Below are 16,920 nucleotides of genomic sequence, written 5' to 3'. Positions count from 1 at the left end.
GTTTTTTGTATAAGAGATAAAAAAATGACACGAAAACATATTCATATTCTTGGAATTTGCGGCACGTTTATGGGCGGTGTGGCGATTATTGCCAAACAGATGGGATATAAAGTAACGGGATCGGATGTTAATGTATATCCGCCAATGAGTACTTTTTTACAGGAAAATCAAATTGAAATTATCCCTAATTATGATCCAGCTCAGCTTGAGCCAGCGCCAGATTTAGTGTTAATTGGCAATGCAATGAAACGTGGTAATCCTTGCGTGGAATATGTGCTTGAGAAGGGGTTACCTTATACCTCAGGGCCGCAGTGGTTGCACGATAACTTATTGCGTGATCGCTGGGTGCTGGCAGTTTCTGGCACGCACGGGAAAACCACCACAACAGGTATGCTCAGCTGGATTTTAGAGAAAAATGGACTAAACCCCGGCTTTTTAATCGGTGGCATTGCGGGCAATTTTGGTACATCAGCCCGTTTAGGTGAAAGCCCATTTTTTGTCATTGAAGCTGATGAATATGACACCGCATTTTTTGATAAGCGCTCGAAATTTATTCACTACAATCCAAAAACTTTGATTATCAATAACATTGGTTTTGATCACGCGGATATTTTTGATGATCTCAAAGCAATCCAACGCCAATTTCATCATATGATCCGCACCATTCCGGCAAGTGGACGCATTTTATCTTTCGCCAATGAACAAAGTGTAAAAGAAACCTTAGAAATGGGCTGTTGGTCTGAACAGCAATTCTTGGGAGAAGGGCAGGAATGGTATGCCGAACGCATCACCAATGATTGCACCGAGTTTTCTGTGTATCATTTTGGCGAAAAAGTGGCAGAAGTGAAATGGAATATTGTTGGACAACATAATATGCACAACGCATTAATGGCGATTGCTGCGGCGTATCACGCAGGCGTGTCGATTGAAAATGCCTGTGCCGCGTTAGGCAGTTTCATTAATGCAAAACGCCGTTTAGAGCTAAAAGGCGAAGTGAATGGCATTAGCGTGTATGATGATTTTGCTCATCATCCTGCAGAAATTCTCGCAACGTTAACCGCACTTCGCGATAAAGTGGGTGGCGGTGTACGCATTCTTGCGGTGTTAGAACCCCGTTCCAATACAATGAAAATGGGTGTTCATAAAGATGAACTTGCACCCGCACTGGCTCGCGCGGATCATATCTTTTTATTACAGCCAGACAACATTCCGTGGGACGTGGTGGAAATCGCAAACCAATGTGTTCAACCAGCTAGCTGGACAGCAAATTTAGATAAATTAGTGGATATGATTGTGGCAGAAGCTAAACCAAGCGATCACATTTTAGTGATGTCAAATGGCTGTTTTGGTGGTATTCATCAAAAATTACTTGATAAATTAGCCAATTAAAAAATAAATAGGATTTATTGAAAATAAAAGGTGCTATTTTAGCTATATGCTGTTACTATGGCTTTGCTTTTTAAGCAGTAGAGATAACAATCAATAATCTGTGGCTATATTTAAAGTTTTTTATTTTATCATCATAATATTATTGCGTTATCTAAGATTAGATTTAACTTAGGATTTACAATGTCTAAAAATAATGGAACCGTTAAATGGTTCAACGAAACAAAAGGGTTTGGTTTTTTACAATCAGAAGGTGGAGAAGAAGTGTTTGTACATTACTCAGCAATTCAATCTAAAGGATTCCGCACCTTAAAAGAAGGTCAAGCCGTGGAGTTTGATATTATTGATGATAAAAGAGGAAAAAAAGCAGAAAACGTAATGGTTTTAGCTTAATTCTTTTTACTAAAACACCGCAACGAAAGTGCGGTGTTTTTTTATGGAAAATATTTCTAAATAATAGTGATCAAAAAAATGAGGAAAAAGATAAATAAAAAAACCGCCGATAAAATCGGCGGTTAGAAATCTGGTTGCGGGGGCTGGATTTGAACCAACGACCTTCGGGTTATGAGCCCGACGAGCTACCAAGCTGCTCCACCCCGCGTCTGTGCGGACGTACTATACGCTGTTTTATTTTTAATGCAAGCCTTAATCCTAAAAAAATGGTTTAACTGATAGAAAAATCGGCAATTTGCTGGCTTTCAAGATAAAATACTCAAAATTTCCACCGCACTTTTCTTTTTAGAAAAATAAAAGAACGCAAAAACTGCTATCACTTTGAGCAGTTTTTTGTTATTTTACGCCGTTTGATTGCAAATGATTTTATTAAGGAACTTCAAATAACGATGTCTGCAAAAATTCTCAAAAATTGCACCGCACTTTTAGCTATCGCGGTACTTTCCGCTTGTTCAAGCTCTAATCATTCTAACCGAATGCCAAATTCAAATAATAATTTGGCAGATCCGAAAATTTTCGGCGCAAAATATGATGGACGCACCTATCAGCAACAATTCTTAATGCCAGTTTCCGCCGTAGAAAATCAAAGTGCGGTGATAAATCAAGGGGATTTTTTGACCCAACTTTCTAATGTACGTCAATATTCTTCGCGCTTAACCAACAAATTTGCGGTGAGCTACGGCAAAATCACTAACTGGGTTTTATCGGGGGCAAACGTCAATGAATTATCCAATTTTGGTATTCAGCCAATGATTATGAAAGGGCAAGATGGCTATCAAAACGTGTTGATGACAGGCTATTATTCCCCAGTTATCCACGCACGCCGTACGCAACAAGGCAAATATAATCAACCCATTTACGCAATGCCAAGCCCATCGCAAAAACGTGTAAGCCGTGCGCAAATTTATGCCGGCGCATTGCGTGGCAAAGGCTTAGAATTAGCTTATAGCGATTCAATGATCGACAATTTCCTACTTGGCGTGCAAGGCAGTGGCTATGTGGATTTTGGTAACGGCGACTTGAATTATTTCGCTTACGCAGGGCAAAACGGCTTAGATTATGTGGCGGTTGGGCGTTTATTGGTGGAAGATGGTGAAATTGCCAAAGAAAAAATGTCTATCCAAGCCATTAAAGATTGGGCAAAGGCGAACCCTTCGCGCTTGCAAGCCTTATTAGAACGCAATCCATCTTATGTGTATTTTAAAAACGATCCAACGGGCAAAGTGAAAGGCTCGGCAGGCGTGCCGCTCGTGCCAATGGCATCGATTGCTTCCGATCGCTCACTTATTCCTTCTGGCTCGGTGGTGTTAGTGGAAGTACCACAAATTGACCGTAAAGGTAACTGGACTGGCGAACACAAATTGCATTTGATGATTGCCTTAGATGTGGGCGGCGCGGTAAAAGGCCATCACTTTGATTTATATCGTGGGATCGGTGATGAAGCAGGCCATATCGCAGGCTTATCCAAACATTACGGACGTGTGTGGTTATTACAATAATGACAGAGCGCATTGATAATTACGAACAGCGTTTTGGCGGCATTGGGCGACTTTACAGCCCCGCTGCCTTGCAACGTTTACGCCAAGCGCACATTTGCGTGATCGGCATTGGTGGCGTGGGATCTTGGGCGGTGGAAGCCCTTGCCCGTTCTGGCATTGGTGAAATCACAATGATTGATATGGACGACATTTGCGTTACCAATATTAATCGCCAAATTCACGCCATTTCAGGCAATGTGGGCAAGCTGAAAACGGAAGTAATGTCAGAACGTGTTGCATTGATCAATCCTGATTGCAAGGTGAATATTATTGATGATTTTCTCTCACAGGAAAATTTGGCGGATTATCTTAGCCGTGGCTATGATTATGTGATTGATGCCATTGATAGTGTCAAAACCAAAGCTGCGCTGATCGCCTATTGCAAACGCAATAAAATCAAGGTGATCACCGTGGGCGGTGCAGGTGGTCAGACTGATCCTAGCCAAATCCGAATTGCGGATTTAAGTCGCACCATTCAAGATCCCTTGGCGGCCAAAGTGCGGTCAATTTTACGCAAAGATTATCATTTTAGCCAAAATCCTAAACGCAAGTTTGGCGTGGATTGTGTGTTCTCAACCCAGCCATTAATTTTCCCACAGCAAGAAGGAAATTGTGCCGTTTCCGCCACAATGAACTGCGCTAATGGCTTTGGCGCGGCAACAATGATTACCGCTACTTTTGGTTTTTTTGCCGTTTCTCGGGTGATCGACAAACTGCTGACAACGATCAAATAACTTATTTTTCAATAAAAAAAAAGATAGCAATTTTGTCTAAAAGGGGATAAGCTAAGCACAGTTTTTATCCCCTTTTTTGACAGTTTATTTCACGAGGTAAAAAATGCGTAAATTCATCTCAAGTTTTCCAACTCAACTCAGCACCGTTGCCCTTGCGACTTTTTTCGCGACAAGTGCCAATGCAAGCGTGGTAACTTCAATTAAGCCTTTAGGTTTTATCGCCTCTTCCATTGCTGACGGCGTAACCGATACGCAAGTTTTCGTGCCAGCAGGCGCTTCACCGCACGATTATCATTTAAAACCGTCTGATGTACAGAAATTAAAAGCGGCTGATTTAGTGCTATGGATCGGCGAAGATGTGGATCAGTTTTTGGCTGGTTCGTTGAAAAAAAATGTGGCTTCAAGCAAAGTGATCACCATCGCCAAAATGAATGAAATTCCTGTTGATATGCTTTATAAAGGCGAGCATCATCACCACGACCACGACCACGACCACGACCACGACCACGACCACGACCACGACCACGCTCATCATCACGATGAACACAAAGACAGTCAAGCAAATTTAGAAGTAAACTGGCATATTTGGTATTCCCCACAAATTAGCCAGCTCGTGGCAGAAAAACTAGCGAAGGAATTAACCAGCCAATATCCTGATAAAAAAGCGTTGATCGCACAAAACTTAGCAGAATTTAACCGCACTTTAAGCGAGCAAAATAGCAAAATAAAACAACAACTTGCGCCAGTTCAGCAAAAAGGTTTCTATGTGTTCCACGATGCCTACACCTACTTCAATAAGGCTTATGATTTAAATCAAGTGGGCGCGTTTACTATTAATCCATTAGTTGCACCGGGGGCAAAAAAACTGGCTGAAATCAAAGAAGAAATTGAAGAACACAAAGTCAGCTGTTTATTTGCCGAGCCACAATTCACCCCAAAAGTCATAGACAGCCTACACAACGCCACAGGAGTGAATGTAGGGCGCTTAGATCCAATGGGCGACAGCGTTAAATTAGGCAAAAATTCTTATGCCAATTTCTTACAATTTACCGCCGACAGCTATTATAACTGTTTGAAATAACGTTATTTTCTTCTCAGAGCGAACACCTTGTTCGCTCTTTTCTTTTATATAAAAAACAGAATTAAAATCGACCGCACTTTGTGGCTCTGTTATAATCCCGCCATTCTTTTTGATGAAGCACAAGAGATGCCAATGAAAAAATTATTTGCCACCACCGCCCGTGGCTTTGAAGAATTATTAAAAACCGAACTCAGCGAACTTGGCGCACAAGAATGTCAAATTGCGCAAGGGGGCGTACATTATTTAGCCGATGAAGAAACCTTTTACCGCACGCTGTTGTGGTCAAGGCTCAGCTCACGCATTTTACTGCCTTTGGCACAAAGCAAAATTTATAGCGATTTGGATCTTTACTCTACCGTCATCGGGCAAAATTGGCTGGATATTTTTGACGAACGCTGCCAATTTGTGGTGGATTTTAACGGCACAAACCGTGAAATTCGTCATACCCAATTTGGCGCAATGCGTGTAAAAGACGGCATTGTGGATTATTTTGAACGGCAAGGCAAAGCGCGCCCGAGCGTGGATAAAGACAATCCTGATATTCGCATTCACGCCTATTTAAACCGTGATGATTTCATTCTTTCCCTTGATTTAAGTGGCGATGCTTTGCATTTGCGTGGCTATCGTGAAGACACAGGCGCTGCGCCATTGCGTGAAACCTTGGCGGCGGCCATTGTGCTGCGTTCTGGCTGGCAACAAGGCACACCGTTGGTTGATCCAATGTGTGGTTCAGGGACGTTATTGATTGAAGCAGCACAAATGGAAGCAAAAATTGCACCGCAGTTGCACCGCTTGCATTGGGGTTTTGATTTCTGGAAAGGGTATAATCCACAAGCTTGGCAAAAAGTGAAAGATGAAGCCATCGCCCTTGCCGAGCAAGGCTCACAGCAGGCTCAAGCCCATTTTTATGGCTTTGATTCAGATCACCGTGTGTTACAAAAAGCACAACGCAACGCGAAAAATGCTGGTGTTGCCCATTTAATTCAGTGGAAACAAGGCGATGTGGCAGCGCTGAAAAATCCAACGGAAGAAAAAGGCACGCTAATTTGTAATCCGCCTTATGGCGAACGCTTAGGCACAACCCCTGCGCTCATTGCCCTGTATTCCGTATTTGGGCAACGCTTAAAACAGCAATTTGGTGGTTGGAATGCGTCTATTTTTAGTGCTGAACCTGCCTTGCTGGATTGTTTGCGCTTACGCTCTCATCGCCAATTTAAGGCAAAAAATGGCCCGCTAGATTGCGTGCAGAAAAACTATCAGATTGCCGAAAAGCCTTTGCAACAAATGGAAAGTGCGGTGCAAAATTCGCAAATTTCTTCCGCAGAAAATCTGCCCGTTGCGCAAGATTTCGCTAACCGCTTGCAAAAAAATAGCAAGAAAATCGAAAAATGGGCGAAACAGCAAGGCATTAATGCGTACCGCCTTTATGATGCGGATTTACCTGAATATAACGTGGCGGTAGATCGCTATTTAGATCATATTGTGGTGCAAGAATACGCCGCACCAAAAAATATTGATGAAAACAAAGCCCGTCAGCGTTTGCTTGATGCGGTAACCGCCACCCTTGCCGTAACAGGCGTGGAAACCAATAAATTGGTGCTAAAAGTTCGCCAAAAACAAAAAGGCACAAACCAATATGAAAAACTGGCCAACAAAGGCGATTATTTCTATGTGGAAGAATATGGCGCGAAACTTTGGGTGAATTTAACCGATTATTTAGACACCGGACTATTTTTGGATCACCGCTTAACCCGCAAAATGCTGGGTGAAATGGCGCAAGGCAAAGATTTCCTGAATTTGTTTGCTTACACCGGGTCTGCCACCGTTCACGCCGCACTAGGTGGTGCGAAATCCACCACCACCGTGGATATGTCGAACACCTATCTCAACTGGGCGGAACAAAATCTAATTTTAAATGACATCGAAGGTAAACAGCATAAATTGATCCAAAGCGATTGCCTGCAATGGCTAGAAAAATGCGACCGCCAATTTGATTTGATTTTCGTTGATCCGCCGACATTTTCCAATTCTAAACGAATGGAAAACAGCTGGGACGTACAGCGCGATCACATTCAATTATTCACCCATTTAAAACGCATTTTACGCCCAAACGGCACCATTGTGTTTTCCAACAATAAACAAAAATTCAAAATGGATTTTGACGGCATCGCCAATCTCGGCCTAAGTGCGGTAGAAATTTCCGCCAAAACCTTGCCACTGGATTTTGAACGTAATAAACACATTCATAATTGCTGGTCAGTAACGTTCGCCAAATAAATTTTGGATTTTTGTACCGCACTTTCTTTTCTTAGCGATTTATTAATACATAAAAAAGGCTTGCACTTGCAAGCCTTAAAAAAATTATAAATTATTCAACCGCACTTGGATTAAATCCGTTTCCACTGGGCTGGCATTTTTTAGCCCTTGTTCAAAACTAGCTTTGGCACTTTCTTTGTCGCCTTTTGCAAGTTGAATATCGCCTTTTAATAAGAATGCTGCACTGTTCCACGCGTCTCCTTTAACTTGATCAAGCGAAGCTAAGGCATTATCAAATTGCTGCTGTTGGAACTGTACGGCTGCCAAGCGTAATGCACTGACCGAACGCAAAATATCATCATCTGCATTGGCTAACGCTTGTTTTAATAAATTTTCTGCTTGCGCGAAATCTTGTTTTTGCACAGAAATACTGGCCGCATCTAATAAGGCAAACACGGCATAAGCAGTTTTGTCATTGCTTTGTGCGAATTGTTCTACACTCCCCACGTTCGCTTTATCCGCCTGAAATTGGCTAACAACTTGCTCATACTGTGCTGAACGTTGTTGATTTTGTGCAATTTGATGCGATTGCCAATAACGCCAACCAAAAACACCCGCAAGAGTTAGTACAAAAATGGCAACAACTAATTTGCCATTTTCTTTCCACCACGTTTTCAGTTCATTCAGTTCTTGTTCTTCTTCAATGGTATAAGCCATAGTTTTTCCTTATTCAAATATATTTTTTAAAAAATCTACCACATCAGCTTGCGCTAAAACTTGCTGTTCGCCACCAAGCAAATCTTTGACCACCACTTGCTGATTTTGTGCTTCACTTTCGCCAATAACAAGGGCAAATTTTGCGCCCACTTTATCTGCGCGCTTAAACTGTTTCTTGAAATTTCCGCCGCTACAATGTGTCATTGTGCGTAAGTGCGGTAAATCTGTGCGAAGTTTTTCAGCTAATTGGAAAGCCGGCAAGGTTGTGCCTTCTCCCGTATGAACCACATAAATATCCACCGCTCTTGGCAGGTCAATATTCTGACTTACTTCTTGCACCAATAAGACTAAACGCTCTAAGCCCATTGCAAAGCCAACGCCTGTGGTGGCGTGTCCACCAAGCTGTTCAACCAAGCCATCATAACGGCCCCCTCCGCACACTGTGCCTTGTGCGCCGAGGGCGCTGGTTACCCATTCAAACACAGTTTTGTTGTAATAATCCAAACCACGCACTAATTTTGGATTCACTGCATAAGCAATCCCCATTTCATCAAGCAAGGCACATAGCTGAGCGAAATGCTCGCGACTTTCTTCATCAAGGTAATCTAATAATTTAGGCGCGTCGTTTAGCACTTGTTGCAGGGCTTGATTTTTGCTGTCTAAAATCCGCAATGGATTTTTTTCTAAGCGTTCTTTTTCTTCTTCACTAAGCAAATCAATGTGCTGTTGTAAAAAAGCAACGAGTGCCGAACGATAATTTTTGCGTGCTTCTAAAGAGCCGATAGAATTGAGTTGTAAGCTAACGTGTTGATCGATACCAAGTTCTTTCCACAAGCGAGCCGTTAATAAAATGAGTTCCGCATCAATTTCTGGATTGGCGATCCCAAACACTTCCACGCCTGCTTGATGGAACTGGCGATAGCGCCCTTTTTGTGGGCGTTCGTGGCGGAACATTGGCCCCATATACCACAAACGCTGTTCGTTATTATAAATCCAACCGTGTTCAATAGCAGCGCGTACGCAACCTGCTGTGCCTTCAGGGCGAAGGGTAAGCTGCTCATCATTATCCCAAAAGGTGTACATTTCTTTTGAAACCACATCGGTAACTTCACCAATGGCGCGCGCAAAAAGCGGGGTGCTTTCGACAATCGGCATACGCACTTCAGAATAACCATAACTTTGCAGAACGTTACGCACTTTGTCTTCCACCCATTGCCACAACGGGCTTTCCGTTGGTGCACAGTCGTTCATTCCACGAATTGCTTGAATTGTTTTTGCCACAATATTTTCCTTAAATAATTCGATTTTTTGGATCTTGCTGTGCGACTTTCGCACGGATCTTCGCTTCTAATTGATTGATTAAATCTTCGTTATCAAAACGCTCTTTTTGACGTTCGCCATCAACATAATAACCACTTTTCTTGTTGCCACCAGTAACGCCGAGATCTGACACTAGCGCCTCGCCTGGCCCATTTACCACGCAGCCAATGATTGATACATCCATTGGTGTGATGATGTCTTCAAGGCGCTGTTCAAGGGCATTCACCGTGCCGATCACGTCAAATTCTTGACGAGAACAAGTCGGGCAAGCAATAAAATTGATCCCGCGCGAACGAATGCGCAAGGATTTCAAAATATCAAATCCCACTTTAATTTCTTCTACGGGATCAGCGGCTAACGAAACACGCAAGGTATCGCCAATGCCTTCCGCCAATAACATTCCTAAGCCAACAGCGGATTTCACCGCACCTGCTCTTGCGCCACCTGCTTCAGTGATCCCTAAATGCAACGGTTGTTTGATCGCTTTTGCCAATAAACGGTAACTTTCTACCGCAAGGAAAACATCAGACGCTTTCACGCTCACTTTAAATTGATCGAAGTTAAGACGATCAAGGATCTCAACGTGACGTAAAGCGCTTTCTAGTAAGGCTTCGGGCGTAGGTTCACCAAATTTCTCTTGAATATCACGCTCCAACGATCCTGCATTGACACCAATACGAATCGGAATATTCTTATCTTTGGCGCAATCCACCACGGCACGAATACGATCTTCACGCCCGATATTACCGGGGTTAATACGCAAACAATCCACGCCATATTCCGCCACTTTCAAGGCAATTCGATAATCAAAATGAATATCTGCCACCAATGGCACATTCACTTGTTGCTTGATTAATTTGAAGGCTTCTGCGGCGTCCATTGTTGGCACAGAAACGCGCACGATGTCTGCACCAACACGCTCAAGCGCTTTAATTTGTGCGACTGTGGCTTCTACGTCTGTGGTACGCGTGTTAGTCATAGATTGCACCGCAATCGGTGCATCGCCGCCCACTGGCACGTTGCCTACATAAATTTTTGTCGATTCACGACGTTTAATATTCGGTTTAAATGACGACATTGTAATCTCTTTGCTTATTGCAATTTGAATTTAGCGACACGACCATCCACTTTAAGCGGATAAGCCTCGCCTTTATAAGTAATTTTTACGTTGCTTGGTGCGCCGATGGTTAAATCATAAGCGGTGTCTTGATTGAAATTCAGCACTTCACCTTGTTTGTAAAGTTTTTCCGCTAACACTTTGCGATTGGCATCGCGTACACGAACCCAGCAGCTCGCACCAGTAATTTCAATACGCAGTACACTATGAATTGCTGGCGTAGAAATTTCAGAATTTTCCACCGCACTTTCCATTGTACTGAGATTTTCACCCGCATTAATTTTATTCATTTCTGATTGTAATAGCTGTGCTGAAGTTTCAGATTGCACCGCTTGGCGATCCGTATTTTCTGCACTCGCAGATTGAACTGCTGCCACCAGCTGCGCATTTTCTACGCTCGCTTTTGCACTTGTGCTATTTTCTTCCACTTGTGCAATTTGCTCTACCGCAACAGGTTGGGAAAGTGCGGTAGAATTTTGCGCTGTTTTTTCTACTTCGATCGGCTTAGGTGTAGGCACAATCAGGTTTTCTTGTGAAGTTGAATTATTTTGCGTGTGCTGTGTTTCCACATAGTTTTGCACTAAATCATCACGTTCTGCATTCGATTTTTGATAGTTTTCCCACCACCAAAGTGCCGTTACAGCTAATAAAGCGATAACCACAACCGCTGATACCCAACCAATCCAACGGTTATGTGAAGAATATTCATTCACAGCTTGAGTCGCGCGCACACCACGAGTTAAATCATTTTTTGTTGTTTCCTCAAGGGAATTTACCACGGACGACCAAAGGCTTTCAGGTAAACGCAAATATTTTGCGTAATTGCGGATATAACCTTTGATGTAAGTTGCTGAAATAGAACTATGAGTAAACTCATTCTTTTCCAAACGTTCTAAAATTGAAGGACGTAAATTGAGTTGTTTAGAAACATCCTCTAACGATAAATTTAATGCTTCTCGCGCTTGGCGAAAATGTTCGCCTAAACTTTGTTGAATGGTTTCTTGGTTCTCATTTGAGGTTGCCATAAGGAATTCTCTTAAAATTTAATTGTAGGATTTCACTCAGCGCGACACATTAACAAAATGCGAAAATCAAGGCACTCAGCGTTAAAATTCAAAAGGTAAAGTTTAAAGTTGTCATTCCTGTTTTGCAACCATTAATCAATGAATTTCTTACGAATTAAGAAAGAAAATCAGGTGATGTAAATCGGCAATGAAAAATGGCTTTAATTTTCCCAAAAACTAAGAAAAATTTATTGTTGCACCACACTTGAAGGAAGCAATTTGGCGCGGATTGGTGCTGCTTTTTCTAATAATTTCCGATACTGCTGATAAAGTGCGGTATTTTTTTCTGCTAAGGCGCAAAGGGCAAGATTTTCGTAGGTATCCGTTTGTTGATAATAGTTGGGGGAATTTAAGGCTTGTTGAAATTGCTGATAGGCCTGTTTAAAACGACCTTGTTTGCATAAAAACACGGCGTAATTATTGAATACGTTGCCTTGTTTATCATCTAATTTTAACGCGGTTAAATAGGCATTTTCTGCACGCTCATTATCGCCTTGTAATTGATAAAAATAAGCCAACGCCGAATGCACTAAATAATAATCGGGCGCATAAGCCAAGGCTTTATCCAAATTTTGTTTAGCTAAACTCAGCTCTCGCTGTTCTAAATAGCCAATGCCCAGCTCCACTCTGGCTTTCGCGGCTTGTTGCTTGTCAAAATCTTCTTTGCTTATTTGTGGTGAAACGCAAGCACAAAGCAAGAGAGAAAAAAGCATAACTAGATAACATTGACGCATTTTCATTTTCTCTCTCCTTTGTTAATAATTTCTATTTATTGCACTTGCACTGCATTAATTGGGCTGCCAAAACGCTTTTTCTGTGCGGTACGTTTGGTGCGGTCAATCACATCACCAGCTAACTGTCCGCAGGCGGCATCAATATCATCACCACGAGTTTTACGCACAATCACCGTAAAGCCATATTCCATCAACGTTTTCTGGAAGCGATCAATACGTGTATTAGAGCTTTTCGCATAAGGCGCTTCAGGGAATGGATTCCAAGGGATCAAATTGATCTTACAAGGCGTATTTTTCAATACTTCCGCTAACTGATGCGCGTGTTCTACGCTGTCATTAACGTGATCCAACATCACATATTCAATGGTTACTTTACCGTGATTAGCGTTAGATACTGATAAATAACGATTAACAGAATCAATCAAGGTTTTGATGTTATATTTTTTATTGAGCGGCACAATTTCATCACGCAATTCATCATTCGGTGCGTGTAAAGAAATCGCCAATGCCACATCAATCATTTCGCTCAATTTATCCAAGGCCGGCACAACCCCTGAAGTGGAAAGGGTAACACGGCGTTTTGATAAACCATAAGCAAAATCATCAAGCATAATTTCCATAGCTGGCACTACATTTGCCACGTTAAGCAAAGGCTCGCCCATTCCCATCATCACCACATTCGTGATAGGACGCACACCCGTTACACCAAAATTACCAATGATTTTTGAGGCACGCCACACTTGCCCGATAATTTCTGATACGGTTAAATTTCGGTTAAACCCTTGTTGCGCGGTGGAACAAAAAGTACAAGCCAACGCACAGCCCACTTGGGAAGACACACAAAGCGTTGCACGATCAGCTTCAGGAATATACACAGTTTCAACCTGCTGATCGCCCACTTGCATTGCCCATTTAATTGTGCCGTCCGCAGAACGCTGCTCCACCGCCACTTCTGGCGCTTTAATTTCCGCTACGGCTTTTAATTTTTCGCGTAACTTCTTGTTAATATTCGTCATATTGTCAAAATTGTCTTCACCAAAATGGTAAATCCATTTGACTAATTGATCCGCACGAAACGGTTTTTCCCCTAATTCTTGAAAAAATTCACGCATTTGCTGACGTGTTAAATTCATTAAATTGATTTTTTTCTTAGGTTCTGCTGAAGGCTGGCAGCCTTCTTGTTGAGTTGTATTTTGTTCTAACATAAAGCCTCGTTATTACACATTACGGCATTGATATAGCGAAACTTTTTTGCTTTTTCAGGCTAAGTTTACCCGCTATAAATTAAGAAAATTTCTACCGCTTAAAAAATGAGTTGCGATTGTACAGAGTTCTATTTGATTAATCTAGCAATTTCAGCCTAACCTGAACGCTATTTTAGCCAAAAGAAAAATAAAAGAAAAAACCACCGCACTTTCTTTGCGATAGCGATCGCAAAAATTTTAGAGAACACAATAAAATCTCAAAAAACAAAGTGCGGTGGGATTTTGGGGAATTTTTTACTGATAATTAACGGGCATAAAACAGCACAATAAAAGGCGAACGCAATATTCGCCTATTTATTTTTCGTTTTACATTAATCTTGCTCTTTAGCTTGTTGGGTTTCACCCAGCAACGCCGCATATTTCACCGTATCTGGGCTAGCTTCGAGGGCGATTTTTAGCACCATTGTGAGGGGGACGGAGAGGAACATTCCCACCGAGCCAAGCAACCAGCCCCAGAATAAAAGGGAAAGAAAGACCACAAGGGTGGAAAGCCCGAGGGTTTTGCCCATCATTTTAGGTTCTAGCACGTTGCCGATGATCATATTTAGGCTAATAACGCCAATAGTAACGCCTATGCCAGTGAAAAAGCCATTAAGCAATAAGGCTTGCACGATAATGGGAATGGCAGCGATAATTGAGCCGATATTCGGAACATAATTGAGTAAAAAACTGAGCGTTGCCCACAAAATGGCATATTGCACGCCAAAAATTTTCAGCAAAATAAATACGCTTAAGCCCGTTAAAAAGCTGGTAAAGGTTTTCACATCAAGATAATCCATTACGCCTTGCAAAATGCGATCAATATAACCTTCGTATTGTGCCACTTGGTTAGGTTTGCTAAATGCCACTGCAAATTTATGTTTAGCCGTGGGGGCTTCTAACAACATAAACAGTACCACTAAAAATAGCACAAATACGTCGGTTACTACGTCTGAGAAACTCAGTAAAAATCTGCTGGCAAAGTTCATTATCATTGCGGGATCAAAATGATCCATAATTTGTTGCTGTAAATCTCTCACGGGTAAATGTAAACCTTGCGTGATTGTCGCAAGCTCGTTTAAGCGTTGCGAAAGCAATAGGCGATATTGCGGGATCGACTGGGTAAATTCCCGTGCGGTGCTATTAATGAGGCTGGCGAGGAAGAAAAACACCGTCAGGATCATCAAAAAGAGCAAGGTGAGTGCGAGCCAATGGGGAACTTTACGCTGTGTCATAAACTTCACCACAGGTGAGCAAGTAATGGCGATAAATAAGGAAAGTAAAAATAGGACAACAATTTCCCCTGCCAATTTCACCCCAGCCAGAATGACTACCAAGGCAGACAATGCCATTAATAATTGGCTGATCGGCAAACGCTTATCCATTACACCGCTTCCTCGTTTTCTTCGCCTGTGCGGATACGGATCACACGTTCGACATCATAGACAAAAATTTTGCCATCGCCAATTTTGCCTGTTTGTGCGGTTTCCATAATGGCTTGAATGCACTGCTCCACCAGCTCATCAGGGATCACAATTTCCATTTTGACTTTTGGTAGAAAATCCACCATATATTCTGCGCCACGATACAGCTCTGTATGCCCTTTTTGGCGTCCAAAACCGCGCACTTCGGTTACGGTCATTCCTGTGATCCCAATATCAGACAAGGTTTCACGCACATCATCAAGTTTAAACGGTTTAATAATTGCTTCAATTTTTTTCATTTTGATTTTCTCACTGGAATTAACTTTCTCGTCTGGCAGATTTTGGTCTAAAGCTGGCGATAACTTCAGGTTTGGTATCAATATAAATACCGTCAATCAGCTGTAAACAATAAGGCACGGCAGAAAAAATGCCTTTCACCAGCACATTGCCTTGCTCATCTTTCACACCCTCTAAGGTTTCTTTAATGGCTTTCGGCTGCCCCGGTAAATTTAAAATTAAGCTATTTTTACGAATCACGCCCACTTGACGCGATAAAATCGCCGTTGGCACAAAATGCAAACTCACTTGACGCATTTGTTCACCAAAGCCCGGCATTTCTCGATCTGCCACAGCAAGGGTGGCATCTGGCGTAACATCACGTTTGGCAGGGCCTGTTCCGCCTGTGGTTAGCACCAAATGGCAATGGTGCACGTCCACTAATTCGCATAGGGTTTGCTCAATAATGGGCTGTTCATCAGGGATTAAGCGAGTTTCCACTTCAAAAGGATCAATTAAGGCTTGCTCGAGCCATTTTTGTAATTCAGGGATACCTTGATCTTGATACACGCCTTGCGAGGCGCGATCGGACACCGAAACTAAACCAATTTTTAAAAGTGCGGTCATTTTTTCCTCTGTTTTTTATTAAATCCAATAATATCTCACAATATGGAAGAAAATCGGTGCGGCAAAGCATAGGCTATCCATACGATCCAACATACCACCGTGTCCACTTATCATATTGCCCCAATCTTTCACGCCCATACTGCGTTTCATTGCTGACATCACCAGCCCACCTAAAAAGCCCATTAAACAAATAACCAAGCTAATTAAGGTAGCTTGCACAGCGCTAAATGGCGTTAGCCAAGAAAGCAATCCGCCTAACGCCGAAGCACTCAGCACACCACCGACAAAACCTTCTACGGTTTTGGACGGGGATAAGGTTGACGCAATCTTATGTTTACCGAATAATTTTCCCCATACATATTGCAACACATCGCTCGCTTGCACAATAAGGATCAAAAAGATCATTAATAATAAGCTGTTACCTTCAAATCCTGCAATATTTAGGGTGAGAATGGCAGGAATATGCGAAATACAGAACACGGAAATCATCACCGCCCATTGCACTTTGCTTGAACGATCTAAAAAATGTGCCGTGTCGCCCAGCAATGCGGATAAAATCGGTAAAAATAGGAACGCATAAACAGGAATGAAAATGCTGAACATACTAAACCAATCCACCGCAACAAAATAATATTGCAAAGGCAAAATGAAATAAAAGCAGGCTACTAAAGCGAGATGATCGCCACGGCGAATTTCAATCAGCGATAAAAATTCCCGTAACGCCATAAAAGAAACGATAAAAAATAACCCCAATACGCCATAAAAACCAAGATAGGCGGCGGCAAAAATAATTAAAATCATCACCCACCACGCATTAATGCGTGCGTTTAGGTTGTCTATCACCGAATGGGGCGTGGAAAAACCCACTTTCCATTTCAGCGCATAACCAATGCCCGATGCCAATAGCAAGGTGCAAATTAATCCCCAAAATAAATTCCACATTTCCATT

16 protein-coding genes and 1 tRNA gene are annotated in these 16,920 nt (G+C 42.2%); 6 read left to right on the top strand and 11 right to left on the bottom strand.

The annotated features are described in order from the left end of the window. Nucleotides 1-24 precede the first annotated feature (24 nt). Nucleotides 25-1,389, top strand: a complete 1,365-nt coding sequence (mpl, locus tag ACLS0A_RS02980) for a UDP-N-acetylmuramate:L-alanyl-gamma-D-glutamyl-meso-diaminopimelate ligase (RefSeq protein WP_416082344.1) — start codon at nucleotides 25-27, stop codon at nucleotides 1,387-1,389. 180 nt (nucleotides 1,390-1,569) lie between these two features. Further along, nucleotides 1,570-1,779, top strand: coding sequence for a cold-shock protein (locus ACLS0A_RS02975; protein WP_416082343.1), 210 nt, complete (start codon nucleotides 1,570-1,572; stop codon nucleotides 1,777-1,779). Nucleotides 1,780-1,910: 131 nt separating this feature from the next. Here ACLS0A_RS02975 and ACLS0A_RS02970 read toward each other — a convergent pair. Further along, nucleotides 1,911-1,987 (bottom strand) — tRNA-Met (locus ACLS0A_RS02970). A gap of 241 nt (nucleotides 1,988-2,228) precedes the next feature. Here ACLS0A_RS02970 and mltA point away from each other — a divergent pair. The 4 genes from mltA (at nucleotide 2,229) to rlmKL (ending at nucleotide 7,469) form a co-directional block, all read left to right on the top strand. Further along, complete coding sequence (mltA, locus tag ACLS0A_RS02965; protein ID WP_416082342.1) at nucleotides 2,229-3,338, top strand: murein transglycosylase A; 1,110 nt, start codon at nucleotides 2,229-2,231, stop codon at nucleotides 3,336-3,338. Continuing rightward, nucleotides 3,338-4,111 carry a tRNA cyclic N6-threonylcarbamoyladenosine(37) synthase TcdA gene (tcdA, locus tag ACLS0A_RS02960; protein ID WP_416082341.1) on the top strand — a complete coding sequence of 258 codons (774 nt, stop codon included), beginning with the start codon at nucleotides 3,338-3,340 and terminating at the stop codon, nucleotides 4,109-4,111. The genes mltA and tcdA overlap by 1 nt, the downstream gene beginning before the upstream one ends. 103 nt (nucleotides 4,112-4,214) lie before the next feature. After that, nucleotides 4,215-5,192, top strand: a complete 978-nt coding sequence (gene znuA / locus ACLS0A_RS02955; RefSeq protein ID WP_423105256.1) for a zinc ABC transporter substrate-binding protein ZnuA — start codon at nucleotides 4,215-4,217, stop codon at nucleotides 5,190-5,192. Nucleotides 5,193-5,324: 132 nt separating this feature from the next. Beyond that, the gene (gene rlmKL, locus ACLS0A_RS02950; RefSeq protein ID WP_416082339.1) at nucleotides 5,325-7,469 is read left to right on the top strand and encodes a bifunctional 23S rRNA (guanine(2069)-N(7))-methyltransferase RlmK/23S rRNA (guanine(2445)-N(2))-methyltransferase RlmL; all 2,145 of its coding nucleotides are present in this window, start codon (nucleotides 5,325-5,327) and stop codon (nucleotides 7,467-7,469) included. A gap of 84 nt (nucleotides 7,470-7,553) precedes the next feature. On the opposite strand, the gene ACLS0A_RS02945 is transcribed toward rlmKL, so the two are convergent. The 10 genes from ACLS0A_RS02945 to ACLS0A_RS02900 form a co-directional block, all read right to left on the bottom strand. Continuing rightward, on the bottom strand, nucleotides 7,554-8,165 hold the full coding sequence (locus ACLS0A_RS02945) for a YfgM family protein (protein WP_416082338.1): 612 nt from the start codon (nucleotides 8,163-8,165) through the stop codon (nucleotides 7,554-7,556). Between the two features lie 9 nt (nucleotides 8,166-8,174). Beyond that, entirely contained in the window at nucleotides 8,175-9,446 is a 1,272-nt protein-coding gene (gene hisS / locus ACLS0A_RS02940) for a histidine--tRNA ligase (RefSeq protein ID WP_416082337.1), read from the bottom strand. Between the two features lie 10 nt (nucleotides 9,447-9,456). After that, entirely contained in the window at nucleotides 9,457-10,563 is a 1,107-nt protein-coding gene (gene ispG, locus ACLS0A_RS02935) for a flavodoxin-dependent (E)-4-hydroxy-3-methylbut-2-enyl-diphosphate synthase (protein WP_103854016.1), read from the bottom strand. Between the two features lie 14 nt (nucleotides 10,564-10,577). Then, complete coding sequence (locus tag ACLS0A_RS02930) at nucleotides 10,578-11,627, bottom strand: RodZ domain-containing protein (RefSeq protein WP_416082336.1); 1,050 nt, start codon at nucleotides 11,625-11,627, stop codon at nucleotides 10,578-10,580. Nucleotides 11,628-11,854: 227 nt separating this feature from the next. Continuing rightward, nucleotides 11,855-12,406 carry a type IV pilus biogenesis/stability protein PilW gene (pilW, locus tag ACLS0A_RS02925; RefSeq protein WP_416082335.1) on the bottom strand — a complete coding sequence of 184 codons (552 nt, stop codon included), beginning with the start codon at nucleotides 12,404-12,406 and terminating at the stop codon, nucleotides 11,855-11,857. A gap of 29 nt (nucleotides 12,407-12,435) precedes the next feature. Then, the gene (locus ACLS0A_RS02920) at nucleotides 12,436-13,605 is read right to left on the bottom strand and encodes a bifunctional tRNA (adenosine(37)-C2)-methyltransferase TrmG/ribosomal RNA large subunit methyltransferase RlmN (RefSeq protein ID WP_115249936.1); all 1,170 of its coding nucleotides are present in this window, start codon (nucleotides 13,603-13,605) and stop codon (nucleotides 12,436-12,438) included. A 371-nt stretch (nucleotides 13,606-13,976) separates the two neighbouring features. After that, nucleotides 13,977-15,029: an AI-2E family transporter gene (locus ACLS0A_RS02915; RefSeq protein ID WP_416082334.1), complete on the bottom strand. Its 1,053-nt coding sequence runs from the start codon at nucleotides 15,027-15,029 to the stop codon at nucleotides 13,977-13,979. After that, the gene (glnB, locus tag ACLS0A_RS02910) at nucleotides 15,029-15,367 is read right to left on the bottom strand and encodes a nitrogen regulatory protein P-II (RefSeq protein WP_126371742.1); all 339 of its coding nucleotides are present in this window, start codon (nucleotides 15,365-15,367) and stop codon (nucleotides 15,029-15,031) included. The genes ACLS0A_RS02915 and glnB overlap by 1 nt, the downstream gene beginning before the upstream one ends. Before the next feature lie 19 nt (nucleotides 15,368-15,386). Beyond that, nucleotides 15,387-15,971: a molybdopterin adenylyltransferase gene (gene mog / locus ACLS0A_RS02905; protein WP_410687620.1), complete on the bottom strand. Its 585-nt coding sequence runs from the start codon at nucleotides 15,969-15,971 to the stop codon at nucleotides 15,387-15,389. 18 nt (nucleotides 15,972-15,989) lie between these two features. Next, nucleotides 15,990-16,919 carry a phosphatidate cytidylyltransferase gene (locus tag ACLS0A_RS02900; RefSeq protein WP_416082333.1) on the bottom strand — a complete coding sequence of 310 codons (930 nt, stop codon included), beginning with the start codon at nucleotides 16,917-16,919 and terminating at the stop codon, nucleotides 15,990-15,992. Between the last annotated feature and the right edge of the window lies 1 nt (nucleotide 16,920).

Source organism: Avibacterium volantium (assembly GCF_049366555.1).
GTDB lineage: Bacteria > Pseudomonadota > Gammaproteobacteria > Enterobacterales > Pasteurellaceae > Avibacterium > Avibacterium volantium_A.
This window is presented reverse-complemented; position numbering and strand designations above follow the sequence as displayed.